Here is a 25,304-nt window from a genome sequence, read left to right as displayed (position 1 = left end):
AAGTGTGCCTACTGCCGCCTAAAAGGCGGCCCGGATGCCTGATTATCAGGTATCCTGGGAGGATTAAGGGGGGATTTGGGTAAAATCAGGCGCAATTAGGTGCGGAAACAGCCGAAAACCTGTGTTTGGGTTTCGGCTGTCGAAGGAAAGGCTTTTTTGCAAAGGTCTCAGGCAGCCTGAAAATGGATTTTGCGAAGCCAAAACGCTTCTCGCCATTTTCAGGCTGCCCTAGATTGCCTAACTATCCGCACCCGCATCATCTTTTGCCTTTTGCCGCTCCGCTAAGCGCCGCTGGCGTTCTCGCTGCTGAATCTTATGAATCAGCCACAGCTTCGTCCGAATTTTCACATCATAGCCCACCGACCCCGCACCCAGCAGAAACAGTAGCAGCGCAACAGGCAACGTAAAATAAAACCCCACCTTGCGATAGCCATACGCCCCAATCACGCCGCCGATAATAAAGCAAGTAATCATCCCCACCAGCAAATACATCTTGGGGCGGTTCATCTGCACATCGGGCAGCTTGGGATGGCTTTGTTTGCTGTAATACAACGCCTTGGCAATCTCAATGCCCAAATCCGTAGTGGAGCCCGTCATGTGCGTTGCCCGAATCAAGCTGCCTGATAGCACGCTCATCACCGCGTTGTGAATCCCCATAATGTAGCAAAGCAGCAAAAACGTTGGCGGCACCATCACCGCGCCCACGCGGGATAACGCAAAGCCAAACACCGCAAACAGCAGCAACAAAATCGCTTCAATCCACAGCGGCAAGCCATAGCAACTGCGAAAGCGATGGCGTTTGCCCCAAAGAATTGTCAAATTTGCCGTGATGCTGCCCAGCAAAAAACACACCGCGCCCATCAACGCCGCCAAAGCCGTATGCCATTCAAACAACACAATGCTGTCCGCCACGCGCGAAAGCGAGCCTGTAACGTGCGACGTGTAGCTCGCCACCGCAAAAAAACCGCCCGCGTTAATCGCGCCCGCCGAAAACGCCATCATGTAGCCCAAGCGGCGAAAACGCTCATCGGTAATCGTGTGGTCGTGCAAATACGGCTTATCGGCTTGCCAAAAAGGATGATGATTGATGATGCGCCGGTGGGCGCGTTTGGAGCGTGGCATGATGGAATAGGGCGGGCGTTACAAAGCTGGCAAGTATAACAAGGTTAAGCTGAGGATTAGGCAGGCAGCCTGAAAATGGCAGGCGATTGTGGCAAAAAATTCACGCCATCTATCTATTGATGCTCACGGTTTTTAGGCTGCCTATTGCGCCATCAACCAAAAGAGTTAGAACCTGTATTCACCATTTTCATAGGCATCTTTAATGCCTTAAAAACGCGGCTACCGTGTTAAAAATGCTCGCAAGGTGTTCAACCTTGCTGTGCTTTTTGCCTTAGTATCCGCGCTTTTAGGGCATCAAATCTACCTATGCAAATAGTGAATACAGGTTCTTGAATCAAACCCATTATCTTTACTCATTTTTAACGTAATCACACAAAGTCATAACGTTTATAAAGATTTGTTCATTTGATTTATGTCAAATGAGCAACCCTTGGAGGCTTCTAAAATGTGAATGTTTACGAACACCATTTACGAACACCATAAAATCACTACAAATAGGACAAACCAATATGTCTCGCCCAATGGTCTCAACCGCACACCATTTCTATCAAAAAATCATCTTCTTTCTGCTTGCCGCGTGCACGCTGCTGATGCTTGTTGCGCCCACGCAGGCCGAGCGTTTGCCTGATTTAATCAACAAAGTGAAACCCGCCGATGTCTTCCCCAACGCCACGCGCTTTGGGCAGCCCGAGGGCAAGCCCATGATGGCGAAAGTGTACGAGGGCGACAAAGAAGTCGGCGTGGTGTACATCACATCCGATGTCGTCAGCACGCGCGGCTATTCCAGCAAACCGATTGACACCATTGTCGCGCTGGATAACGAAGGCACGGTTAAAGGCGCGAAAATGCTGGAACACCACGAGCCCATTTTGCTGATTGGTATTCCGCGCTCCAAAGTGGATGCCTTTATTGACGGCTACATCGGCATGAATCCCACCAAAAATCCGCCGCAAGCAGGCGCAACGCCATCGCCCATCGTAACAGGCGCAACCGTTACCGTGGTGGTGATTGGCGACAGCATCGTGCGTTCCGCGCGGATTATCACCGCTGAGCTGGCGAAACAAAGCGGCAAAGCCCCCGCCGCCGCTGCCAGCACCGCCGTGCAAACCCGCCCGCATCGTTTGCCCAATATGGATAAGCAAGACATCTTGTCGTGGCAACAATTATTAGACCAAGGCGCGGTGGCTAAACTGCACATCAGCATCGGCGAAGCCAACAAAATGCTGGAACAAAACAACCCCGCCGCCGCCGAAAAACCCGAACCAGGCAATCCCGAAGACACCTTTATCAACCTATACACCGCCGTGGTTTCGCAGCCATCCATCGGCAAAAGCCTATTGGGCGAACAAGGCTACGAGCGGCTTAAAGGCGGCCTGAAACCCGATCAAGCCGCGATTATCGTGGCAGGCGAAGGCGTGTATTCATGGAAAGGCTCGGGCTATGTGCGCGGCGGTATTTTTGACCGCATTGAGCTGGTGCAAAACGACAACGGTTTCCGTTTCACCGATGCGCAACACACTCGCTTGCTGCGCTTGGAAGCCGCAGGCGCGCCCGAGTTTAAAGAAGTGTCGCTGTTTGTGATTCCCGAAAACGAAAAACTGGATGCCGCCGAGCCGTGGCACTTGCAACTGGTGGTGCAACGCGAAGTGAGCGTGCAAAACAAAGCGTTTGTTACCGTAGATTTGAACTACTTGCTGCCCAAAGCATTTACCGTGGACGACCCCAACGGCGAGCCTGTGGTGATTGATGCGCCTGCGCCCGTTCAGGCTGCTTCTGCGGCGGGCAATGCAACAGCCGCCAGCGCAAGCGCACCCGCTGGCGACATCGCCACCGCCGATGCCAGCGCGGAAGACAACCCGCAGCGCATGATTTGGAAACGCCTGTGGTGGGAAAAACGCTTCCACGTTGCCGCCATCGCTGTGATGCTGCTGATTTTGAGTGCCGTGTTCTTCTTCCAAGACACGCTGGTTAAACACGAAACCTTTTTCAACCGCTTCCGTTTGGCTTATTTAACCGTAACGCTGGTGTATGTGGGCTGGTTCTTGCACGCGCAGCTCTCTGTTGTCAACGTGATGACATTCACTTCATCCTTAATCACAGGGTTTAGCTGGGATTATTTCTTGATGGACCCTTTCATCTACACGCTGTGGAGTGCCACCGCCATCGGCATGCTGCTTTGGGGGCGCGGCGCGTTCTGCGGCTGGCTTTGCCCATTTGGCGCGTTGCAAGAAATCGCCTGCGCCATCGGCAAAAAATTCGGCATCAAACAATATTTAGTCCCTTTTGGCATTCATACTCGCCTAACTGCGTTAAAATATGTTATCTTTATGATACTTTTTGGTATATCGTTATACGACTTAGGTACTGCCGAAAAATATGCCGAAGTAGAACCCTTTAAAACCGCCATCATTTTGCACTTTGTGCGCGAGTGGTATTTCGTGATTTTCGCGGTGGCGTTGGTTATCGCCAGCCTGTTTATTGAACGCTTTTTCTGCCGCTATCTTTGCCCATTGGGCGCGGCGATGGCGATTCCCGCCAAATTGCGTATTTTTGACTGGTTGCGCCGTTATGCCATGTGTGGCAACCCCTGCCAAATTTGTAATCACGAATGCCCTGTGCAAGCGATTGCGCCCGAAGGCGACATCAACCCCAACGAGTGCATTCAATGCTTGCATTGCCAAGTGATGTATAACCACCAAACACGCTGCCCGCAAGTGGTGGCAACCAATAAGAAAAAAGCCAAACAAGCCGCTGCCAAAGCGGAATTGGCGGCGCAGCAAGCTCCAAGCGAACCGCAAGAGCAGGTTGTGCAATTTGTAAAGAATCCGAAAAAAGCGGATTAGTATTTTCAGGCTGCCTCTTGATGCAGCACCCCAAGGGGCTGTTGACATTCAACTTTGAAGTGGATTTTGCGTCATAAAATGGTAGATGCAAGGCAAGTATTTTCAACGCGGCAGATGCCATTTTAGGGCGAAAAAGCCACCAAAATGTTGATTGTCAACAGACCCTAAGGCAGCCTGAAAAGCTACAACAGGCATCTCTCTCCTGTTTCCATTTAACCCAGCACTCTTTTAGGAGTTATAACTATGTCAGACAATAAACTCAGTCGCCGTAAATTTCTAGGTACTGCTGCTGCATCAGGCGTTGGCTTGATGGGCTTGGCAGCTTGCTCTGGTGGCGCACAAAATGGTGGCAACACAACCGCTTCCGCTGCACACGCAGGTGCTTCTAATGCTGCGCCCGCTGCATCTGGCGCAACCGTTGCCGCTACCACCAACGCCGAAGGCGGTTTGAACTACCACGTTGGCCCGGGCGAGCTAGACCAATACTACGGTTTCCTATCAGGTGGTCAATCAGGTGAAATGCGCATTATCGGCGTGCCATCTATGCGCGAATTGATTCGCATCCCCGTGTTCAACATGGACAGCGCAACAGGCTGGGGGCGCACCAACGAAAGCCGCAAAATTTTGAACGCAGGCTTAACCGAAGGCACACGCGAATTTTTGAAAAAATCCAATATGCCTTGCTACCCCAATGGCGACTTGCACCACCCGCATATGTCGTTCACTGATGGCACTTATGACGGTCGCTATGTGTATGCCAACGATAAAGCCAACAACCGCGTTTGCCGCATCCGTTGCGATGTGATGAAAACCGACAAAATCACCGAAATCCCCAACGCATCAGGCATCCACGGCTTGCGCCCACAACGTTACCCCAAAACAGGCTACGTTTTTGCCAACGGCGAGCACATCGTGCCCGTACCCAATAACGGCACCATGTTAGACGACCCTGCTAAAAACTACTGGGCAGTCTATACCGCATTAAACGGCGAAACCATGGAAATCGCATGGCAAGTGATGGTGGATGGTAACTTGGATAACGGCGATGCCGACTACCAAGGCAAATACTCTTTCGCCACTTGCTATAACTCTGAAAAAGGCGGCACCGTAACCGAAGCGTCTGCCAACGAGCAAGACTGGTGCGTGGTGTTTGACTTGAAAGCGATTGAAGCAGGCATTGAAGCGGGCGATTTCAAAGAAATCAACGGCGTAAAAGTGCTAGACGGTCGCTTCCAAGCGAAAAGCAAATACACCCGCTATATCCCTGTGCCCAACTCGCCACACGGCTGTAACGCATCACCCGATGGCAACTACATCATGCTCAACGGCAAATTGTCGCCAACCGTAACCGTGTTGGATGTGCGCAAATTGGATGATTTGTTCGCAGGCAAAATCAAAGAGCGCGATGTGGTGGTTGCCGAGCCTAAACTGGGTCTAGGCCCACTCCACACAGCATTTGACGGTCGTGGCAATGCCTACACCACCTTGTTTATTGACAGCCAAATGGTGAAATGGAACATTGATAAAGCGATTGCGGCTTACGCAGAAAAAAGCGAAAAAGACGACTACATCGTGCAAAAAATTGATGTTCACTACCAACCCGGTCATAACCACACTACCATGGGCGAAACCAAAGAAGCCGATGGTAAATGGCTGGTGTCTTTGAACAAATTCTCCAAAGACCGTTTCTTGAACGTTGGGCCGTTGAAAGCCGAATGCGACCAGTTGATTGACATCTCTGGCGATGAAATGAAATTGGTACACGACAACCCAACCTTCGCCGAGCCACACGATTTGATGTTGGTGGCGGCCAGCAAACTCAACCCCAACAAAACTTGGGATCGCAAAGACCCTTGGATGTGGGAAGACGCGGTTGAGCAAGCCAAAAAAGATGGCGTGGAATTGGAAAAAGCCAAAAACGTTATCCGCGATGGCAACAAAGTTCGCGTGTACATGACGGCGATTGCGCCTGCGTTCAGCATTCCTGCGTTTGAAGTGTATGAAGGCGACGAAGTTACCGTGTATGTAACCAATATGGAAACCATTGAAGACTTAACCCACGGTTTCACCTTGGAAGAACACGGCATCGCGATGGAAATCAGTGCGCAAGCCACCACTTCCGTTACCTTTACCGCCAACCGCGTGGGCGTTTACTGGTACTACTGCCAATGGTTCTGCCACGCCTTGCACATGGAAATGTCTGGTCGCATGATTGTGCACAAAAAAGGCGAAGCGTTCTTGGGCGAAGAAGGGCTGAGCAAAAACAGCACGCCTGTAAACATCTTCCACCCAGAAGGCGCATCTGCCGCAGCCGCTTCTGCCCCAGCAGCATCTGCATCTAAACCTGCCGATGCTTCTAAACCCGCCGAAGCATCTGCTGCATCTGCGGCAAAATAATCGCTTGATGTGATTATGGCTCATTCGGCTATCAGATTTTGATGGCCGAATGGGTTATTTTCCCGCATAGGGAAACGCGTTTATCAACATGGTTTCAGGCAGCCTGAAAACGTGTTTGATGAATGTTTTAATCGGTAGGCAGCCTGAAACCTAACAGGCTTATGGTTTTCAGGCTGCCTACCCATTAAAACAACACCCCCTTTCAGGGCAGCCTGAAAACGCGCACAAACATGAAACCAACACACATTCTTCTCGTCCTTGCTTTATCCGTGCCTTGGCTGGCGGCTTCCGCCCAAGCTGCTGTGGTTCAAATTAGCGCGGGCGCGGATTTGCAAGCGGCGATTGACCAAGCCCAAGCAGGCGACACGCTGCGCCTTGCTGCAGGCGATTATCAGGGCAAAATCATCATCAACAAACCGCTCACGCTGGAAGGCGGCGACAAGCGCGATGCCATCATCCAAGGCGACCGCACGGGGCGCACCATCACCGTTGCCGCGCCCAATGTAACCATCAAACACATCACCGTAACCAAATCAGGCATGAGCCTGCCCAATATGGACGCAGGCATTTTTTTGGATAAAGCCGCCGATGCCGCCCACATCGTTGAAAACAATATTTTGGATAACTCTGTGGGCGTGTATCTTTGGGGCGCGCCCAATGCGGTGGTGGAGCGCAACACCATCATCGGCAACCAAGAATTGCGCGAAAACGAGCGCGGCAACGGCGTAACTGTGTGGAACGCGCCCAATTCCAAAGTCATCTACAACGACATTTCGCACGGGCGCGATGGCATTTTTTCCAACGCCAGCAATTTCAACACGTTTAGCCACAACCATTTCCACGACCTGCGCTACGGCGTGCATTATATGTACACCAACGACAGCCAAATTGAAGACAACGTGGTATCCAACAGCAAAATCGGCTATGCCATCATGTTTTCCACCAATATCAAGCTGCGCAACAATGTGTCGTATAACAACATAGACCAAGGCATCATGCTCAACTACGCCAACGATTCCATTATCGATGACAACGCGGTGGAAAAATCGCCCAAGTGCGTGTATCTCTACAACGCCAACAACAACCAATTCACCAACAACCATTTTGAAGGCTGCGAAATGGGCATCCATTTTTCGGGCGCGGCAGAAGGCAATGTTATCCGCGAGAATGCGTTTGTGAACAACCAAACCCAGATTAAATATGTGGGCACGCGCTTTATGGATTGGGCAGACGGTGGCAAAGGCAATTATTGGAGCGACAACAGCGCGTTTGACCTAGATGGCGACGGCATTGCCGACACGGCATACAAGCCCAACAACATCACCGACCAAATCCTATGGCGCGCGCCATCCGCCCGCTTGCTGATGAACAGCCCCGCCGTGAGCATTGTGAAATGGGCGCAAAAAGAGTTCCCCGCCATTATGCCAGGGGGGATGACCGATAGCCGTCCGCTGATGGTGATGCCTGAGCCACCTGCTTTGCTGATTTTGCGTGAGATTAAGGCGCGCGAACGCAAAACGGTGTGAGTCTTAACACATTGCATAGGCGTGTAAATTTACTTTCAGGCTGCCTTTTAGCCCTTAAAATGCGCTATTCCAAAGGCAGCCTGAAAACTGTAAAGCGGATTGAAACACCGACGCGCAGTATGCCATGCCATCAAAATCGCCATCCATCTGCTCCGCATAAGGCAGCCTGAAACACCATTAACACAAAACCGCAACAGAGAATTCGCACACATGAGCGCACATTTAGTTTTATCCCAAGTAACCAAACAATACGGCACGCAAAAAGCCGTAAACGAAGTTGATTTAACCCTAGAAGCAGGCGAATGCGTGGGCTTGGCGGGGCACAACGGCGCAGGCAAATCCACCATTATGAAATTGATACTGGGCTTAATCCGCCCCACTGTGGGCAGCGTAACCCTGTTTGGCGAGAACGTATCGGGCAGCCGCGCCGCCGAAATTCGCCGCAAAATTGGCTATTTGCCCGAAATCGTTGCCCTGCATCCTAGCCTAACAGGCAAAGAAACAATGGATTTTTACGCCAAGCTCAAAGGCTTGGACACCAAGGGCAACCATGCTTTGCTGGAACGCGTGGGCATCGCCCAATCCGCAGGCAAGCGCGTGGGTGCGTATTCCAAAGGGATGCGCCAACGGCTTGCGCTTGCCCAAGCCTTGCTGGGCGCGCCGCAAGTGCTGCTGTTTGACGAACCCACCACGGGGCTAGACCCTGCTTCGCGCCAGTTGTTCTACCAAATTGTGCACGAGCTGAAAACGCAAGGCGCGACCGTGCTGCTGTGCACCCACGCACTTACCGAATTGGATGGACACGCCGACCGCGTGGTGGTAATGAAAAACGGCAAAAAGCTGGCGGATGGCAATATGCACGAATTGCAAGTGCAAAGCGGCTTGCCTGTGAGCATTGATGTAACCCTTGCCCGCGAAATGGCGTTGCCCGCGCATTGGTGCAGCGTTTCAGGCTGCCCTAATCGTTATATCAGCGAATGCCAAGCGGATGAAAAAGCCGCGCGATTGCAAGAATTGGGCAGCTTGGACAACATCACCGCCATTGACATCCACACGCCTACGCTGGACGAAGTGTATGCCGAGTTTTTAAAACGTGAAGATGTATAACGATAATAAGAACCTGTATTCACTATTTCCATAGACATCTTTTATGCCCTAAAAACGTGGCTACTGCGTTAAAAATGCTCGCAAGGTGTCCAACCTTACTGCGCTTTTTGCCTTGTATCCGCGCTTTTATTTCATAAAATCTGCCTATGGAAATAATGAATACAGGTTCTAAAACACAGGCTACGCCCCAAGGCAGCCTGAAACGCCATTAACATACAAAGGAAGCCCATGTCTCCCACACTCATCATTGCCCAAAAAGAAATTCGCGATAACTTGCGCAACCGCTGGGTGCTCGCCGCCACCATTTTGATGTTTGCCCTTGCACTTGCGCTGGGCTTTATGGGCAGCACGCCCACAGGCAGCGTGAAAGTGGACCCGCTCACCGTAACCGTGGTCAGCCTATCCAGCCTATCCATTTTTCTTGTGCCGCTGATTGCCATGCTGATGGCGTATGACGCGATTATCGGCGAAATTGAACGCGGCACGATGGCGTTGCTGCTGAGCTATCCCATCTCGCGCTGGCAGATTTTGGTGGGCAAATTTATGGGACACGCCGCGTTGCTCGCCATTGCCACCACCATTGGCTACGGCGCAGCGGGCTTGATTTTGCAATGGCAGTTTGGCGGTTTTCAGGCTGCCGCATGGAAGCCGTTTTTCTTGCTGATTGCCGCCAGCATTTTGTTGGGCGCGGCGTTTTTGTCGCTGGGCTATTTGATTAGCGCGAAAGTGAAAGAGCGCGGCACAGCGGCTGGTCTGGCGATTGGCGTGTGGTTGTTTTTCGTGGTGATTTTTGATATGGCGTTGCTGGGCATTTTGGTTGCCGACAGCAAACACCGCATCACCGCCAAGCTGCTGGAAAACGTGCTACTCTTCAACCCCACCGACATCTATCGCCTGCTCAACCTAACAGGCTTTGAAAACACCGCCATGTATTCAGGCATGGCGGGCATCAGTGGGCAAATTGGGCTAAGCAAAACGCTGCTGGTTGCCTCGCAAATTGGCTGGATTATCGTCCCCTTTGCGCTGGCGGCGTGGCTGTTTAGCCGCAGGCAGATTTAGGCGGCAGCCTGAAAAGCAAAAACCAAGTAATGCAAGCGCGAACCACACTGCAATCCACTCGCCTACGAAAGGCAGCCTGAAAATGCCCACATTACTCATCATCCTGCTTGCCCTATCCGCCGCGTTGCTGCTTTACTTTACGCCGTTTACATCGCTTGGCACATCAAAAAGCACGGCGAACGCTATCCCAATCGCCCCAGCGTTTTCCACGCCAGCACGCACCGCTACACCCGCCCCATACTGCCCGACAGCAGCACCGCCCCTTGCAACCCCAGCCCATCCTGCCCGCCTTGCAGCGGCGATAACACCTGCCCCTAGCTCCCCAAGGCAGCCTGAAAAAGGAAATCATCATGTGGCAAACCATCCAACAATGATGGCAAGAACAACGCGACAGACGGCGATACTACTGGCACATGACGCGCTACGCATGGCGCACCATCATCGTTATCTCGCTGCTGATAGAGCTTTCTAACCGCATTGCGTTTTTAGATTTTTTGGACGACTGGATTTTCGGCATCGGCAGCTTCATCATCCTGCTGTGCCTTGGCTACATGGGCATCATTTCTCATTTCACCAAATATCGCCCCGAAGACTGGGAAGACTTCAAATAACCTGACCGCGTTAGCTTTGCCACACAGGCAGCCTGAAAAACAGTTCACACACAAGGAAACCCCATGAAAAAACTTCTCACCACCCTATTGCTCGCCACCGCCCTAGCCGCTTGCGGCGGAGAAAGCAACGCCCCCGCCGCCGATAAACCGCAGCCCCAAGCCATCAGCGATGCCGCCAAAGGCTACTACTGCACCATGAACCTGCCCGAGCACAGCGGCCCCAAAGCGCAAATTTTCCTAGAAAGCAAGCCCAGCGAGCCGCTGTGGTTCTCCACCGTAACCCAAATTTTCAACTTTGTGCGCCACCCTGGTGAGCCCAAAGACATCGCCGCCATCTATGTAACCGACATGAGCGATGCCACCGCCGAAGACTGGGAAAAACCCATCACCACCAACGCCAAATGGATAGATGCGCGCACCGCCAACTATGTGATTGAAAGCCGCTACATCGGCGGCATGGGCACGCAAGATGCCATCCCCTTTTCCAACATGGAAAAAGCCCAAGAGTTTGTTGCCAAAAACGGCGGGCGCATCGTGAAATTTGATGACGTGCCCGATAGCTTTGTGTACGCCAACCCCGTGATTGGCGCACCCGCGCAGTCCGGCAACCCAGCGCAGCCCGCCGCTGCCAGCAACGCCAGCGCACCTGCTGCATCGTCCGCCCCCGCCGCGCACGCGCACAACCATGCTGTTGCCCATTAGCCTTTTTCAGGCTGCCTAATCCCGCCATGGGCAAAGGCAGCCTGAAAATACAAATACACGGCGCAACAGCAGCACATCGCCCAGCCGCAGCGTAAAACGTTTTCAGGCTGCCTAACCATTTGATGCAGCCTGAAAACCCATTCCAACACAATCCACCCCAAAGGACACCCGCCATGCTCACCCGCCGCCGCTTTATCCGCATCACCGCCGCCACCACCGCCAGCGCGCTCCTGCCCCTTGCCCGCAGCCAAGCCGCCAGCGACCCCATCAAGCCTACTCTATGGCAAGGCGTGGCACTCGGTTCAGGCGCGGAACTGCGGCTCTACCATCCCAACCCCGCCATCGCCCAAAGCCTGATTAAACGCAGCCTAGACGAAGTCGCCCGCCTAGAAAAAGTATTCAGCCTATACCGCGACGACAGCCAAATCAAACAACTCAACCGCACAGGCAGCCTGAAAAACCCATCGCCCGATATGCTCGCCGTGCTCAGCCAAAGCCGCTATGTGCACCAGCTCACCCAAGGCGCGTTTGACCCCACCGTGCAAACCCTGTGGAATCTCTACGCCGACTGGTTCAGCAAACACCCCAACAGCAAAACCCCGCCGCCCCATCTTGCCCAAGCCGTCAAACACATCGGCTTTCAGCACGTCCAATTCAACAACCGCGAAGTGCGCTTCACCCAGCCCAAAATGGGCATCACACTAAACGGCATCGCCCAAGGCTACATCACCGACCGCATCGCCACCCTGCTAGAAAAGGCAGGGCTCACCCACGCCCTAATAGACCTTGGCGAACTGCGTCACCTAGACACCCACCACCAATACCCCGAGCAAGTGAGCGTGCGCGACCCCAAAGACCCACAAGGCACGCTGTTCAAAATCCCCCTAGACAACCAAGCCCTTGCCACATCAGGCGGCTACGGCACCCACTTTGACCAAGACGGCAAATTCACCCACCTATTCAACCCCAAAACAGGCAACAGCAACCCGCGCTACCAAAGCATCAGCGTGCGCGCCAACCAAGCCGCCCTTGCCGATGCCCTGTCCACCGCCTTTTCCGTGAGTGATGAAAACGTGATACAAAACGCCATTAAGCAAAGCAAAAACGTAAAAGCATGGGTGATTGCGCTGGATGGCAAAGTGAAAGAATACGGCTAGGGCAGGGCGGTTTAAACCATCTTGTAAACCCTTTTGCCCACTCAAAGGCAGCCTGAAAACGAATTAAGCCGCACCAGCCCATTACCACACACCCCAAAGGCAGCCTGAAAACCATAAATGGAGTATCAGCAGCTTGCCGACTGACATGACAACATCTGCACAGGCAGCCTGAAACCGCTAACGCAATCCGTAGTGTGTGTGGCTTTACCACGCACCGCCAGCAAAGTACTGTCTATTTTGACTGCCCCACATTTCAGGCTGCCTATCCCACCATCCAAACATGACCCCACTCAAACCCAACAAACGCCCCATCAGTGGCGTTTTACTCCTAGATAAACCCCTACACCTATCCAGCAACACCGCCCTGCAACAAGCCCGCCGTCTCTATCGCGCCGAAAAAGCAGGGCACACAGGCGTGCTAGACCCCCTAGCCACAGGCGTGCTGCCCATCTGTCTCGGCGAAGCCACCAAATTCGCCCAATACCTTTTAGATGCCGACAAAGCCTACACCGCCACGCTCCAACTCGGCGCAGCCAGCAGCACAGGCGATGCCGAAGGCGACATCATCGCCACAGGGCGCAGCGACATCAGCCTAAGCGAATTTCAGGCTGCCTGCGCCGCGCTCACAGGCAACATCCGTCAAGTCCCCCCCATGTTCTCCGCGCTCAAACACAACGGCAAACCACTCTACGAATACGCCCGCCAAGGCATCACCATTGAACGCAAACCCCGCGATATCCAAATCCGCCAAATCACCATCCAACACTTCGCCCCACCGCACGCCACCATCGCCGTGCAATGCAGCAAAGGCACTTACATCCGCACCTTAGCCGAAGGCATCGCCAAACAACTGCACACCTACGCCCACCTAACCGCCCTGCGCCGCACAGCTACCGCAGGCTTTCACATCGCCCAAACCCACACCCTTGCCGCTCTTGCCGAGCGCACCGACGATGAACGCGATGCCCTGCTCCTGCCCTGCGATGCCCTTGTGCAACACCTGCCGCGCATAGACCTAGACCACGCCACCGCCCGCAAACTCCGCTTCGGACAACCCGCCCCCTATGCCCCGCAAGGCAGCCTGAAAAGCAACACGCCGCTTCGTGCCTACCACGAAAACGGCGCGTTTATCGGGCTGGTAGAATATTTCAGCCACCACAGCATCCTGAAAGCCCTGCGGCTGATGAATACCAGCCAAACGGTAGAATAGGGCAGGGCAAGCGGTCAAACCACAAGGCAGCCTGAAAACGAGTTTGAAGCGTTTTCAGGCTGCCTTGTGCGCCAATAGCCATTCTTCGGCATTTGCCATTATTCAACATACATCAAATTTAACGTTTGATAATCATTGCTATTTGCTATACCATAGCACCCCAGTCGCGCTTTCTGCGCGGCTGTATTTCATGAATACCAACAAAACCTACAAGGAGAAAAAATGCGCCGACTCTTCACCGCCCTTTGCATGGCAGCCGCTGTCGCCTTTGCCGCTGCGCCTGCCTATGCCAAACCCAAGTTCAAAGTGGTAACCACGTTTACCGTTATCCAAGACATCGCGCAGAATGTGGCTGGCGATGCCGCTGTGGTGGAGTCCATCACCAAACCGGGGGCGGAAATCCACGACTATCAGCCCACGCCGCAAGACATTGCCAAAGCCCAGTCCGCCGATTTGGTTTTGTGGAACGGGCTGAATTTGGAGCGTTGGTTTGAACGTTTTTTCCAAAACGTGCGCAACAAGCCTGCTGTGGTGGTAACGCAGGGCATTGCGCCGATGTCTATCCACGAAGGGCCGTATCGCAACACGCCCAACCCGCACGCTTGGATGTCGCCGAAAAACGCGTTGATTTATATTGAAAACATCAAAAACGCGCTGGTGAAATACGACCCGCAAAACGCGGCGGTGTACGCCCGCAACGCGGCTGCCTACGCGCAAAAAATCCGCCAGCTTGATGCGCCGTTGCGGACCAAGCTGATGCAAGTGCCGCAAAACCAGCGGTTTTTGGTAACCAGCGAAGGCGCGTTCAGCTATCTGGCGCGGGATTACGGCTACAAGGAAGTGTATCTGTGGCCCATCAATGCCGAGCAGCAAGGCACGCCGCAGCAGGTTCGCAAAGTGATTAACACCGTGCGGCAAAACCATATCCCTGTGGTGTTTAGCGAAAGCACCATTTCCGACCGCCCTGCCAAGCAGGTTGCCCGCGAAACGGGGGCGAAATACGGCGGCGTGCTGTATGTGGACTCGCTTTCCGCCAAAAACGGCCCTGTGCCCACTTACATTGATTTGCTCAACGTTACCGTTTCCACCATTGCCAAAGGATTTGGAAAATAATGAACCACCCCGCTGCCGCTTCCATTGCCGTGCAAGGCGTTACCGTGCGCTACAACAACGGGCACACCGCTATCCACGATGTTTCGTTTGAATTGCAAGGCGGCATGACGTGCGCGTTGGTGGGCGTGAACGGCAGCGGCAAATCCACCCTGTTTAAAAGCCTGATGGGGCAGCTCAAACCCCGTCAGGGTTTTATTCGCCTGTGCGGTTTGCCTGTGGACAAGGCGTTGAAGCAAAACCTGATTGCTTATGTGCCGCAAAGCGAAGAAGTGGATTGGCAGTTTCCCGTGTCGGTGTATGACGTGGTGATGCAGGGGCGGTATGGCTACCTGAATTTTCTGCGCATTCCCAAGGCGGGCGACAAGCAAAAGGTGCAAGACGCGATGCAGCGCGTGGACATCGCCCACCTTGCCCACCGCCAAATCGGCGAGCTGTCGGGCGGGCAGAAAAAGCGCGTGTTTCTTGCCCGCGCTCTGGCGCAGCAAAGCCGCGTGATTTTGCTGGACGAGCCGTTTACCGGCGTGGACGTGAAAACGGAAGACGCGATTGTGGATTTGCTCGGGCAGCTTCGTGCGCAAGGGCATCTGATTTTGGTATCCACGCACAATCTGGGCATGGTGCCCGATTTTTGCGACCAAGTGGTGATGATTAACCGCACCGTAGTCGCAGCGGGCAGCACGGCGGAGACGTTTAACCAGCTCAATTTGGAGCAAACTTTCGGCGGCGTGCTGCGCCACTTCCATTTGGCGGGCAACGATTTGCACGAAGACGAAGACGCGCGCACGCTCACGGTGATTACCGATGACGAACGCCCCGCCGTGTTCTACGGGCAAACCAAAAACGACCCGCCCGCTGCCAAACAGCCCAAACAATCCAATAATAGGCAGCCTGAAAACGGAGATACGCCATAATGGAATTGCTGTTAGAGCCGTTTTCGTATCAATACATGGTGAAAGCGATTGCGTTTAGCGCGGCGGTGGGCGGCATGTGCGCGTTTTTATCGGCGTATCTGATGCTTAAAGGCTGGTCGCTGATTGGCGATGCGCTGTCGCATTCGGTCGTGCCCGGCGTGGCGGTTACTTACGTGCTGGGGCTGCCGTATTCGGTGGGCGCGTTTGTGTCGGGCATTTTGGCGGCGTTGTCTATTTTGTGGATTCGCGCGGTTACGCATTTGAAAGAAGAGGCGATTATCGGCTTTATTTTCACCACGTTTTTTGCGCTGGGGCTGTTTATCGTGTCGGTGAACCCGACTGCGGTGAATGTGCAGGAGATTGTGTTGGGCAATATTTTGGGCATTGCCGATGAAGATATTTTTCAGGTAGCCATCATCATCGGCGTGAGCTTACTGTTTATGCTGTTTGCTTGGAAAAACCTGCTGCTGGTGTTTTTTGACGAAACGCAGGCGGTGGCGGTGGGCTTGTCGCCGCTGCGCTATAAGGTGCTGTTTTTCTGCCTGCTGTCGGCCTGCGTGGTGGCTGCGCTGCAAACGGTGGGCGCGATTTTGGTGATTGCGATGGTCATCACCCCCGGTGCAACCGCCTATCTGCTTACCGACCGCTTCGGCAAACTGGTGTGGATTGCCATTGCGCTGGGCGTGTTCACCAGCGCAATCGGCGCATACGCCAGCTATTTTTTGGACGGCGCAACGGGCGGCATCATCGTGTGCCTGCAAACCGCGCTGTTTTTGCTGGCGTTTTTCTTTGCGCCCAAATACGGGCTAATCCGCCAACGGTTGTTTAGGCAGCCTGAAAACGCTGAATGCGGGGAGTACTGCCATGAGTAGCCTGATTAACTGGTTTGCTGAGCCGTTGAGCTTTCCATTTATGCAAAACGCGCTATGGACGGCGTTGATTGTGGCGGTTACCTGCGGGCTGCTGTCTTGCTATTTGGTGCTCAAAGGCTGGTCGCTGATGGGCGATGCGGTGTCGCACGCGGTGCTGCCCGGCATTGTGCTGGCGTTTGTGGCGGGCATTCCGCTGGCGGTGGGCGCGTTTGTGTCGGGGCTGCTGTGCGCGCTGGGCGTGGGCTACCTGAAAAACAACAGCCGCTTGAAGGAAGACACGGTGATGGGGATTGTGTTTTCGGGCATGTTTGCGCTGGGCGTGGTGCTGTTTACCAAGGTGCAAACCGACCAGCATTTAACGCATATTTTATTTGGCAACGTGCTGGGCGTGAGCGATGCGGAGCTGCGGCACACGCTGGCGGTGTCGGCGGCGATTGTGCTGGTTATCCTGCTGAAATGGCGCGATTTTCTGCTGTATTGCTTTGACCCCGTGCAGGCGCGGGTGTGCGGTTTGTCGCCTTTCAGGCTGCATTACGGGCTGCTGATTCTGCTCGCGCTCACCATCATCACCGCCATGCAGGTGGCGGGCGTGGTGCTGGTGGTGGCGATGCTGATTTCGCCTGGTATCACCGCCTTTCTGCTTACCAAACGATTCGGCTGTATGCTGGCGGTGGTGCTGGCGGCTTCGGGGTTCACCAGCGTGTTCGGCACGCTGCTGAGCTACCACCTGAACGCGGCAACCGGGCCGTGCATTGTGCTGTTGCAGGCGGGGGTGTTTTTGCTGGCGTTGTGGTGGGCGAAATGGCGCGGTGGTGGGGCGGTGGAAACGGGGGGAGAATAGAAATAGGCAGCCTGAAAATGGGTTTTACGTTTCAGGCTGCCTATTATGATGGCTGAATGGGACAGCGGATGGCTGGGCTACGGTGGGGTGCAGGGGCTTGCCCCTGCTCGTGGTAGGCGGCGAAACGCCTGCTCTGGCAAAAAATAAAAAATGTTGAAAGGCAGCCTGAAACGGGAAGTATTGGTTTCAGGCTGCCTTGGGTTTAAACGGATAAGGCAGCCTGAAATCAGGATTACGCCATCAATAGGCATTGGGTAGCAAGTTGTTGATGCGCCATAGGCGGCCTGAAAAAGGGGGAAATACGGTTTTCAGGCTGCCTTAGGCGTTTGGCAACCATTAAAGGCAGTCTGAAAATGGGGTGTGAAGATGGGTAAGATTGAGACAGCCTGAAAACGAGCGAAGCGTTTTCAGGCTGCCTTAATGTTCTCCATAAAAGCCCTGCCAATGGGTCGTCAAATTTTTTACTTTCGGTGGGTTTGGGTGGGTTGAATTTTTGGTAGTCTTTAATGTTGGCAAGCATTTGTTTCATAATCCAGCCGTAAAACACGTTCATAAAGAACAGTTGGAAATGCCCTGTTTTGCTGTATGCCTGCCCTGATAGGGTAACGTCTAGCTGGGTGGGGGGGGGCGCTGGGGCTGGGGCAGGTGATGTCTAGCGAGAGCATGATGGCGCGGTCGTCGTTTTCGCTGGTGAGCACGAGCTGGCTGTTGTTTACGCCGACCACTTGGAAGAAATCTACAAAATCGTCTGCTTGCGGCACGCGGTCGGGGTTTTTGTCTGCAAAGCCGCTGATTTCTTCGGCTTTGAGCAAGCGGGCAATGGCGTTGCGAATGCGCAGGGCGATGGCGAACGTTTTGGGGGTTTTGGATGTGAGCGCGACGTAGGCTTCCCATGCGTTGGTGCCGTTGAGCACTTTGCCGTGGGTGCTGTCAAGGCAGTCGCATTCTATTTGTGGGGCGATAAGCTGGGCTTGGTTGGGGATGTGGACTTGTGCCATGGGGTTTCCTTTTGGGGTTGTTTGTCAACTGGGTTTCAGGCTGCCTTTGGCAGCACGGCTACACGGCTGTGCCTGATACGCTGGCGGGTTGGCTGGGGCTGGGCGGCTGTGGTTGTGGTGGTTGCTGCGGTTCGCTGCTTTGCCATTGCCAGTTGCGTTCATACGCGCCGAGCACGGCGTTAGGGTATTTCAGGCTGCCTAGGCTGCCGTTGTAGCGGGCGAGCATGCGCACTAGGTTGCCGTTTTCTAGGTTGCCGTAGTGGCGCAGGATGGTGCAGCCGTAGCGTAGGTTGGTGCGGACATCAAATAGGTTGTGGCTGTCGTTGCCGATGTAGCGTTGCCAAAAGGGCATCACTTGCATCAGCCCTTTTGCGCCAACGTTGCTGATGGCGTATTGGCGAAAGCGGCTTTCTACTTCTATCAGCCCAAGGATGATTTGCGGGTCTAGCCCTGCGCGGCTGGCTTCGTATTGAATCATCACCAGCAGGCGGCGGCGGTAGAGTTCGTTGTCGATAAAGCGGGCGAGACGAGCGGACATTTCGTTGAGCCAGCGTTGCCCTTCGGCGGGGCGGTCAAACACAAGGCGCGGTGGGCTGGCGTTTTCTACGGATTGGCGCATGATGCTGGCTACGTCGTCGGACAGGGTTTCTTCGCGTTGTGCGCCTGCGTGTAGGATGGCGGGGGTGGCTAGGGCGGCGGTGGTGAGCAGGAAGTGGCGGCGGGTTAGGGGCATGGTTGGGTGGGGATTAAGGGGTTGGGGGCAGCCTGAAAGTGGGGGCGTGGTGGTTTATCGGTTTCAGGCTGCCTTTGGAGTGTGGGCGTGATACGGTTTGTTTACAGATTTTTGAACAGCGATTAGGCAGCCTGAAAATGGATTTGCGTTGGTTTGCCTGTTTCAGGCTGCTTTTATGTGTTGCGCTATTGGGCATCATGGCGTTTGCCAGTATTCAAATAACGATGACGTTAGGCAGCCTGAAATTTAAAATGAAGCGGCGACGGCTCGTCGCCATAAATGGCGTATTCAACAGGGCTGTGCTGCTTGGCAAGATGTCGGCGAGCCGCCGACGCTCCATCGGGTGTGTTTTTTTAACCGTTTCTGTTTACAACAATCTGAACAGCGATTAGGCAGCCTGAAACGTGAAAAACAGTTTTCAGGCTGCCTTAATGGCTACGGCTTTCGTGCCAACATATTTACAAATTTAAACTGCACGGGATTGCCGTGGGCATCTTTGGCGTGCATCGCGCCGAGTTCTTCGCGGTAGTCAAGCAGTTCCCAGCCTGCGTAGTAATCGCGCAGTTCGTTTTCTTGGAAGGTGAACGAGAACGGCATGGGGCAGGGGTAATCGGGCGTATCCATCGCGCAGACAATCAGGTTGTAGCCGCCGCTTTGGGTGTGCGCTTGCATATCGGCGATGATGGCGGGCACGCGGTCGCGTTCTAGGAACATAAAAGTTACGGTGGAGACGATAAAGCCGTAGTCGTGTTGCAGCGCGGCTTGGTTTAGGTCGTAAAGCTCGGTGTGCGCGGGGATTTGCTCTTCGGAGGCGATTTGGGCGATGTTGGCAAGACCGTTGGCATTGGTGTCCACGGCGGTTACGTCAAAGCCTTGCAGCGCGAGATACAGCGCGTTGCGCCCTTGCCCTGCGCCCATGTCCAGCGTTTTGCAGGGGGCGATTTGGTGTTGCTCTACGGCGCGGATGACTTCGCTGTGGGTGGCGGTTAGCCCGTAGCGCAGGTGGATGTAGTGCGCGGCGGTGGTGTAGTAATCCAGTTGCACGCGCACGTTGTCGCTGGCTTGGGCGAGTTGGTATTCGCTGTTGGGCGCAAGTTGCACGCTGGGGTTGGCGGCGCAAAGTTCGTGTTCGGCGATGATGTCGTGTTGCGCGGATAGCTCGCGGATTTTCAGGCTGCCTGATAGGACTTGATACTGCGCCCATGTGTGTTCGGGCACGCGCTGCCCTGCAAATAGCTCGGCGGGGAGGGTGGATGGATTCCATTCGGGGGCGGAAGCGTAGGCGATAAGTTGCATGATGTGTGCTTTGAGTGAGCGTTTGTTTAGAAAAATGAATTATATAGGTTTTTTGGCTGGCTGCGAAAGGGGCGCGGGTGGTGGGCGGCGGGGGTGTGGTTTTTATAACCCGTATTCACTATTTCCATAGGCATCTTTAATGCCCTAAAAACGCGGCTACTGCGTTAAAAATGCTCGCAAGGTGTACAACCTTGCTGTGCTTTTTGCCTTGTATCCGCGCTTTCATGTCATCAAATCTGCCTATGCAAATAATGAATACGGGTTCTTAGGCTGCCTTGGTGAGTGGCAAGGGTAGGATGCGTTTCAGGCTGCCTTGATGTGTTGGGGCAGCCTGAAATTCAATCTATTCAGTCAAAAAATATGGGGCGCAACAGCAGGCGGTTTTAGCAAACACGCAACCGATGGAAACATTCTACAAAAGGTTTTCAGGCTGCCTAATCCCCCAAGGCAGCCTAAAACCTACTTCATCGCCGAAAAAACCACCATCAAAATCGGCGACACAATATTCACAATAAACCCAAAGCTAATCGCCATCGGCACCACCGCCAAGCCGCCCGATTGCTGGATAACAGGCAGGGTAACGTCCAAACTGGTTGCGCCGCCTATGCCCACCGCCGCGCTGGGAAACCGCCGCATCAGCAGCGGGATAACCACCAGCGCAAAAAATTCGCGCAGCAAGTCGTTCAATAACGCCACGCTGCCCCACTCCGCGCCATACGCGCTGGTCATCACAATGCCCGAAAGCGAATACCAACCATAGCCCGAAGCCATCGCCAAACCCTGCGTCCACGATATTTCAGGCTGCATCCCTGCAAATAGGCAGCCTGAAACCGCGCAAGAAAGCATAAACAGCAACGCCGTTTGCCAGCCGCGCCGATTCAGCAACACTTGGCGCAACGCCACGCCCCCGCCGCGCAACTGCATCCCCACCACAAAAATCAACAGCATCAACGCGCCCGTCGCCGCAAAATCAGGCGGCATGAGCGCAGGTGGCAACAGTTTGCCAATGACCAAGCCCAGCAACACCACCGCCACTTGCTTGATGCTGCCCATGCTGCCCCCGCGCTGCGCACCGTGTTCCGCCTGCCTGCGCTGTTGCCACGGAACGCAGCGGTCAAACGCACACAGCACGGCAAGATTGCACCCCATCAGCAGCGTAAACAGCAGCACCACGCGCAGCGCGATGTCGGCCAAACGCGCAACCAGCCCGCCCACTTGCGCCAAGCCGATGCCAATCAGCAGCAGGATGAGATACACCAGCCCAGTAAGCAAGCGGTCTAGCATTTTCAGATACGGCTTGGGCAGGCGAATGGCAAAGCCGATAAACATAGGCGTGAGCACCAGCGCAAGCGTTTTAAGGCTTTCCATGTAGCTTCCTTGCAAAATGGGCGATTATACTGCTTTGCACCGCCAGCTTGTCGGCAGCCTGAAAACCCCCTATAATCCGCCCTTTTCTAACTCGGGTTGGTAGCTCAGGGGTTAGAGCAGGGGACTCATAATCCCTTGGTCGTGGGTTCGAACCCCACCCGACCCACCAGATTTTTCAAAGTCTAAACAATCGTTTAGGCTTTTTTCTTTGGTTGGCGGATTATTTTCGTGTGTCCAATTTGTGTCTTGATTGAAAGCCAAATCATCCAGCAAAGCCGCGTGGCGATGCAGATGTTCAGGCGCAAGGTGGGCATACCGTTGCACCATTTCTATGCTTTCCCAACCGCCCATTTCTTGCAGAATGTTGAGCGGAACGCCTTTTTGCACCAACCAGCTTGCCCAAGTGTGCCGCAGGTCATGCCAACGAAAATCGCTGATGCCTGCGGTGGCTAGGGCATTGCGCCAAATGCGAGAACTGATGCTGTGCAGCCGCCGTCCTTTGCTGTGGGTAAACACATATGCTTTGTGTTTACCCATTTGCTTTTGGATAACGGCTAAGGCGGTTTGATTGAGCGCGATGCCAATCGCCCTACCCGACTTGCTTTCACTTGCTTCAACCCATGCGACACCACGTTGCAAATCTAGCTGTTGCCAGCGCAGATTGATAACGTTGCTTTGGCGCAAACCTGTGGCAAGGCTAAATATTGCCATATCCGCCATGTATTCAGGTAAAGCGGCGATAAGCCGTTCGGCTTCGGCAGGGGTGAGCCAGCGAATGCGGCGTTTAGGTTCGCGGTATAGGGTGATTTTTGGGGCGTTATCTATCCACAGCCATTCGTTTGCGGCTTTGTTGAGTATGGCGCGCACCAAAGCCAAATAGCGGTTTTTGGTGGCGTTGGCTTTGCCTTGCATGGTTTTTGCAACGCTGTGCATCACAAAGTCGCGCGTTAAGTGGTGTAGATAAACGCCTTTAAACATGGAAAGTCCACGCAGCCGATAAATATCGCTTTGAATGCTTTTCTTTTCCTGTTTTTCATGTAGCCAGCGTAATGCGGCTTCTTCCCACAATCTCGGTGGTTTTTTATCTAGCTTTTCTTGCTGCCATAAATCGTATTTCAATTTATCGTGCAGCCTTTGGGCTTCTTGTTTGTTTTGCGTGCCAGTAGATTGTCTAATTCTGCTGCCGCTCGGTGTCCGAATGTCAATGTACCAGACACCGTTTTTTCGTTGATAGATGGGCATTGTTGTTTACTCCTGCTGCGAGCCAATGCCTGCACGGATTGATTTTCAGCTTCGGCAAGCAATGCGTCAAGATGGGCTTGGTGGATGCAATAGCTGCGTCCGATTTTTGCGGCGAGTAATTTGCCGCTGCGTATCATTTCGCGCACCGTTTCAGGGTGGCATTTAAGATAGGCAGCGGCTTGGGCGACGTTGTAGGTTTGGCTGTTCATGAGTTATACCCATACCAATCACTATTTTGCGCAACGTATTCGCAGATGATTTCAGCGTTCTCACGGTCTGACTTGGCTAAAAAATCCACCCACGCGAGTGTGTTGTTGCCATCGTTTCTCTTCAATGCGCCCGCAGCGTTATCTATCGCCCATTGCAGCATTTCATCATCTACTTTGCCTTGAAAGATACGGGGGACTTCTCGCCGAATATCGCGGTTTAGAATGATGCGCACTAGGGTGTAAAGCTCAATATGGGGCATGGGGGTGCGCATTTGGTCAAGGACGGCTTGTTTGTAGGCAGATAATGGCGTTTGTTGAGTTTGCATAATGATTTCCTTTGCTATCGGCTTGGGCTTATCGGGCAATGGTTTCAAAAATCGTCAGCGATGCGTGTTCATTCCACTGCGCCAGTTGTTTGATGATGCTGTGGCGTTTGGCGCGGGCTACGAGCAGCATCCGTCTTTGTGGGTCAAAAAAAAGATACAGGCAATGGTATGTGCCTGTATCTGTGGCGATGGGGATTAAGCGAAAGTGCGGGTAATCTTGGGCTTGGGGAATGAAGCTGGGATTGACCTTTACCGTGGTGATGATGGGTGCTGGGTTTTGCATGGCACGTTTCTTTATGAAAAATAAATAGGTTGCTTCAATAATGAAACTACTGATAACGAAGTAGAGCCAAAATGCAACGCCATAGCTGGTTATATGGTCAATAATGCTGGCAATGAATATATCTATTTTATTGGTGCTGGATTGTCCACGAAAACTATGCAGCTTCCTGTATGCCCAATCATGCGTGAGCCAAACCAATAGAAGCGACATCAAAAAAGAAATAAATTTCATGCCGTCTGTAATATGAGACGGCAATTCATTTTGGATTGGCTCAAAAATAAGCTGTCGCCCTTGTGTGGTGGTTTTGGTGGTGATTTTCATGTTTTGCTCACTTTGTCTTAATTCACTTCAACAACAAGAATGCGCCCAATAAAACGAGCTGTGCCAACAAGAAAAGGCAGCCTGAAATCATCAATAGCCTTTTCAGGCTGCCTAAAAAATCATCCTGCTCTTCAATGGCTTGATTACGCATCTTGGTTGCCACCGAACCCATCAGCTTGTTTTCTGCATCCTGCAAATAAGCATCGTTGGCGCGGATAATCTCACCCAACAAATATTGTTTCTGTTCAGCAAGGCTCTCTGCTGCTTGGGTTACAGCTTGCGCTTGTATTTTGAATTGCGTCAAAAAAATTTCCTGTTGCTCGTTTTGCTGTTGTTGCAATTGCTGGGTGTACTCTTTGATGTGGCGTTTTTGCGTAACCAACACCGCAAGAATGGGGTCGTCTTCACTTACCTTGATGCCCGTAGCGGCAAACACTTCGGTTTGAAGCTGGGCGATTTCGCTTTCAGGCTGCCATTGTGGGCGCAAGGTGCTATGCGTAGCCGTTGTGGCAAAACCGCCCATGCTGTCCCAATCATCTTGATGTGGGGTCATTTTGCGTGGGCGGTTGGGTTGAATGATGGAATTAGTTTGCATCATCTTGTTGGTTGCCTATGGGAAGTTTAGCCAATTGTGCAAATACTTCGTTTCGTACACGAGTTAAGCGTGAGCGTGCTGCCAATTTAAATAAATCGTGATGATTTAAGGCTTCGGCAAAAGTTAAATTGTTTGTTGTCATGTCATAAATATCTTTGCCAAAGGTATCGGGGGCACGATTTGGAATATGAACGACACCGATAATGCGCGCCTTGTTGGCTTCGTACACTTTGAACTTAAAAAAATCTTTGCCACCATCTTGCACTTCACCCTTAAAGTCATTGAGCCATACAACCACATCGGCTTTTGTGGTTTTGAGCGTTTGCGCCAAACCTTTAACGCAATCATTCAATGCTTGCCCACCATTCATGGGGACGTGCATGACTACACGAACACCGCTATCTATTAAAATTTGAATCAAATCTGCTTCGGCAAGATATGCCATAAGCGGAACAAAAGTTG

Annotated in this window: 27 protein-coding genes, 1 tRNA gene and 3 pseudogenes; 15 read left to right on the top strand and 16 right to left on the bottom strand. The window is 53.1% G+C overall.

Annotation, left to right across the window (positions count from 1 at the left end; translation table 11 throughout):
- Window positions 1-237 precede the first annotated feature (237 nt).
- Window positions 238-1,122, bottom strand: coding sequence for a YoaK family protein (locus Q4A85_RS10115; RefSeq protein ID WP_303109996.1), 885 nt, complete (start codon window positions 1,120-1,122; stop codon window positions 238-240).
- A 590-nt stretch (window positions 1,123-1,712) separates the two neighbouring features.
- On the opposite strand from Q4A85_RS10115, the gene Q4A85_RS10110 reads away from it, so the two are divergent.
- From Q4A85_RS10110 to Q4A85_RS10075, 8 genes and pseudogenes are all read left to right on the top strand, one after another.
- Window positions 1,713-3,965: a NosR/NirI family protein gene (locus tag Q4A85_RS10110; RefSeq protein ID WP_303110000.1), complete on the top strand. Its 2,253-nt coding sequence runs from the start codon at window positions 1,713-1,715 to the stop codon at window positions 3,963-3,965.
- Between the two features lie 243 nt (window positions 3,966-4,208).
- Window positions 4,209-6,362, top strand: a complete 2,154-nt coding sequence (nosZ, locus tag Q4A85_RS10105; RefSeq protein WP_303109994.1) for a TAT-dependent nitrous-oxide reductase — start codon at window positions 4,209-4,211, stop codon at window positions 6,360-6,362.
- Window positions 6,363-6,592: 230 nt separating this feature from the next.
- Window positions 6,593-7,888 (top strand): nitrous oxide reductase family maturation protein NosD, encoded by a 1,296-nt coding sequence (locus Q4A85_RS10100; protein WP_303109992.1) that lies wholly within the window; start codon window positions 6,593-6,595, stop codon window positions 7,886-7,888.
- A gap of 210 nt (window positions 7,889-8,098) precedes the next feature.
- On the top strand, window positions 8,099-8,995 hold the full coding sequence (locus tag Q4A85_RS10095; protein WP_303109998.1) for an ABC transporter ATP-binding protein: 897 nt from the start codon (window positions 8,099-8,101) through the stop codon (window positions 8,993-8,995).
- A gap of 228 nt (window positions 8,996-9,223) precedes the next feature.
- Complete coding sequence (locus Q4A85_RS10090; protein WP_303109990.1) at window positions 9,224-10,054, top strand: ABC transporter permease; 831 nt, start codon at window positions 9,224-9,226, stop codon at window positions 10,052-10,054.
- A gap of 82 nt (window positions 10,055-10,136) precedes the next feature.
- Window positions 10,137-10,526 (top strand): hypothetical protein, encoded by a 390-nt coding sequence (locus Q4A85_RS10085; RefSeq protein WP_303109987.1) that lies wholly within the window; start codon window positions 10,137-10,139, stop codon window positions 10,524-10,526.
- Window positions 10,468-10,665, top strand: a complete 198-nt coding sequence (locus Q4A85_RS10080) for a hypothetical protein (protein ID WP_303109985.1) — start codon at window positions 10,468-10,470, stop codon at window positions 10,663-10,665. The genes Q4A85_RS10085 and Q4A85_RS10080 overlap by 59 nt, the downstream gene beginning before the upstream one ends.
- A gap of 63 nt (window positions 10,666-10,728) precedes the next feature.
- Window positions 10,729-11,235, top strand: a pseudogene (locus Q4A85_RS10075) (nitrous oxide reductase accessory protein NosL); the annotation flags it as partial.
- A 128-nt stretch (window positions 11,236-11,363) separates the two neighbouring features.
- On the opposite strand, the gene Q4A85_RS10070 reads toward Q4A85_RS10075, so the two are convergent.
- Window positions 11,364-11,528 carry a hypothetical protein gene (locus Q4A85_RS10070; protein ID WP_303109984.1) on the bottom strand — a complete coding sequence of 55 codons (165 nt, stop codon included), beginning with the start codon at window positions 11,526-11,528 and terminating at the stop codon, window positions 11,364-11,366.
- A 12-nt stretch (window positions 11,529-11,540) separates the two neighbouring features.
- Between Q4A85_RS10070 and Q4A85_RS10065 the strand changes: the two genes are divergently transcribed.
- The 6 genes from Q4A85_RS10065 to Q4A85_RS10040 all read left to right on the top strand — a co-directional run bounded on the left by Q4A85_RS10065 (window position 11,541) and on the right by Q4A85_RS10040 (window position 17,471).
- Entirely contained in the window at window positions 11,541-12,524 is a 984-nt protein-coding gene (locus Q4A85_RS10065; protein WP_303109983.1) for an FAD:protein FMN transferase, read from the top strand.
- A gap of 280 nt (window positions 12,525-12,804) precedes the next feature.
- Window positions 12,805-13,734 (top strand): tRNA pseudouridine(55) synthase TruB, encoded by a 930-nt coding sequence (truB, locus tag Q4A85_RS10060; protein WP_303109982.1) that lies wholly within the window; start codon window positions 12,805-12,807, stop codon window positions 13,732-13,734.
- Between the two features lie 222 nt (window positions 13,735-13,956).
- Window positions 13,957-14,847, top strand: coding sequence for a metal ABC transporter substrate-binding protein (locus tag Q4A85_RS10055; RefSeq protein ID WP_303109981.1), 891 nt, complete (start codon window positions 13,957-13,959; stop codon window positions 14,845-14,847).
- Window positions 14,847-15,758: an ATP-binding cassette domain-containing protein gene (locus tag Q4A85_RS10050; protein WP_303109979.1), complete on the top strand. Its 912-nt coding sequence runs from the start codon at window positions 14,847-14,849 to the stop codon at window positions 15,756-15,758. Before Q4A85_RS10055 ends, Q4A85_RS10050 begins: the two co-directional genes overlap by 1 nt.
- Entirely contained in the window at window positions 15,758-16,630 is an 873-nt protein-coding gene (locus tag Q4A85_RS10045) for a metal ABC transporter permease (protein WP_303109977.1), read from the top strand. The genes Q4A85_RS10050 and Q4A85_RS10045 overlap by 1 nt, the downstream gene beginning before the upstream one ends.
- Window positions 16,623-17,471 carry a metal ABC transporter permease gene (locus Q4A85_RS10040; protein WP_303109975.1) on the top strand — a complete coding sequence of 283 codons (849 nt, stop codon included), beginning with the start codon at window positions 16,623-16,625 and terminating at the stop codon, window positions 17,469-17,471. The genes Q4A85_RS10045 and Q4A85_RS10040 overlap by 8 nt, the downstream gene beginning before the upstream one ends.
- Before the next feature lie 77 nt (window positions 17,472-17,548).
- On the opposite strand, the gene Q4A85_RS10035 is transcribed toward Q4A85_RS10040, so the two are convergent.
- The 8 genes from Q4A85_RS10035 to Q4A85_RS10000 form a co-directional block, all read right to left on the bottom strand.
- Complete coding sequence (locus Q4A85_RS10035) at window positions 17,549-17,722, bottom strand: hypothetical protein (protein ID WP_303109973.1); 174 nt, start codon at window positions 17,720-17,722, stop codon at window positions 17,549-17,551.
- A complete protein-coding gene (locus Q4A85_RS10030; RefSeq protein ID WP_303109972.1) occupies window positions 17,704-18,000 on the bottom strand; it encodes a hypothetical protein in 297 nt (98 codons plus the stop codon). Before Q4A85_RS10030 ends, Q4A85_RS10035 begins: the two co-directional genes overlap by 19 nt.
- Complete coding sequence (locus tag Q4A85_RS10025; protein WP_303109970.1) at window positions 17,975-18,469, bottom strand: DUF2867 domain-containing protein; 495 nt, start codon at window positions 18,467-18,469, stop codon at window positions 17,975-17,977. The genes Q4A85_RS10030 and Q4A85_RS10025 overlap by 26 nt, the downstream gene beginning before the upstream one ends.
- Window positions 18,470-18,527: 58 nt before the next feature.
- Window positions 18,528-19,202, bottom strand: a complete 675-nt coding sequence (locus Q4A85_RS10020; protein ID WP_303109968.1) for a lytic transglycosylase domain-containing protein — start codon at window positions 19,200-19,202, stop codon at window positions 18,528-18,530.
- Between the two features lie 13 nt (window positions 19,203-19,215).
- A complete protein-coding gene (locus tag Q4A85_RS10015; protein ID WP_303109966.1) occupies window positions 19,216-19,401 on the bottom strand; it encodes a hypothetical protein in 186 nt (61 codons plus the stop codon).
- Window positions 19,402-19,416: 15 nt separating this feature from the next.
- Window positions 19,417-19,542, bottom strand: coding sequence for a hypothetical protein (locus Q4A85_RS10010; RefSeq protein WP_303109964.1), 126 nt, complete (start codon window positions 19,540-19,542; stop codon window positions 19,417-19,419).
- A 95-nt stretch (window positions 19,543-19,637) separates the two neighbouring features.
- Window positions 19,638-20,498, bottom strand: coding sequence for an SAM-dependent methyltransferase TehB (tehB, locus tag Q4A85_RS10005; protein ID WP_303109962.1), 861 nt, complete (start codon window positions 20,496-20,498; stop codon window positions 19,638-19,640).
- Window positions 20,499-20,957: 459 nt separating this feature from the next.
- Window positions 20,958-21,866: a lysine exporter LysO family protein gene (locus tag Q4A85_RS10000; protein WP_303109960.1), complete on the bottom strand. Its 909-nt coding sequence runs from the start codon at window positions 21,864-21,866 to the stop codon at window positions 20,958-20,960.
- A 93-nt stretch (window positions 21,867-21,959) separates the two neighbouring features.
- Here Q4A85_RS10000 and Q4A85_RS09995 point away from each other — a divergent pair.
- Window positions 21,960-22,035 (top strand) — tRNA-Ile (locus tag Q4A85_RS09995).
- A gap of 62 nt (window positions 22,036-22,097) precedes the next feature.
- On the opposite strand, the pseudogene Q4A85_RS09990 reads toward Q4A85_RS09995, so the two are convergent.
- From Q4A85_RS09990 to Q4A85_RS09965, 6 genes and pseudogenes are all read right to left on the bottom strand, one after another.
- Window positions 22,098-23,066: pseudogene (locus Q4A85_RS09990) on the bottom strand (tyrosine-type recombinase/integrase); the annotation flags it as partial.
- Window positions 22,982-23,317: a helix-turn-helix domain-containing protein gene (locus tag Q4A85_RS09985; RefSeq protein WP_303108141.1), complete on the bottom strand. Its 336-nt coding sequence runs from the start codon at window positions 23,315-23,317 to the stop codon at window positions 22,982-22,984. The pseudogene Q4A85_RS09990 and the gene Q4A85_RS09985, both read right to left, overlap by 85 nt.
- Window positions 23,314-23,643: a hypothetical protein gene (locus Q4A85_RS09980; protein ID WP_303109959.1), complete on the bottom strand. Its 330-nt coding sequence runs from the start codon at window positions 23,641-23,643 to the stop codon at window positions 23,314-23,316. The genes Q4A85_RS09985 and Q4A85_RS09980 overlap by 4 nt, the downstream gene beginning before the upstream one ends.
- A gap of 28 nt (window positions 23,644-23,671) precedes the next feature.
- Window positions 23,672-24,247, bottom strand: a complete 576-nt coding sequence (locus Q4A85_RS09975; RefSeq protein ID WP_303109957.1) for a hypothetical protein — start codon at window positions 24,245-24,247, stop codon at window positions 23,672-23,674.
- A 22-nt stretch (window positions 24,248-24,269) separates the two neighbouring features.
- The gene (locus Q4A85_RS09970) at window positions 24,270-24,842 is read right to left on the bottom strand and encodes a hypothetical protein (RefSeq protein ID WP_303109955.1); all 573 of its coding nucleotides are present in this window, start codon (window positions 24,840-24,842) and stop codon (window positions 24,270-24,272) included.
- Window positions 24,832-25,304, bottom strand: a pseudogene (locus Q4A85_RS09965) (conjugal transfer protein TraL); the annotation flags it as partial. The pseudogene Q4A85_RS09965 and the gene Q4A85_RS09970, both read right to left, overlap by 11 nt.

The organism is Kingella sp. (in: b-proteobacteria) (assembly GCF_030527935.1).
In the GTDB taxonomy this organism is placed as follows: domain Bacteria; phylum Pseudomonadota; class Gammaproteobacteria; order Burkholderiales; family Neisseriaceae; genus Kingella_B.
The sequence above is the reverse complement of the archived record's forward strand: the minus strand, read 5'-3'. Positions and strand labels throughout refer to the sequence as shown.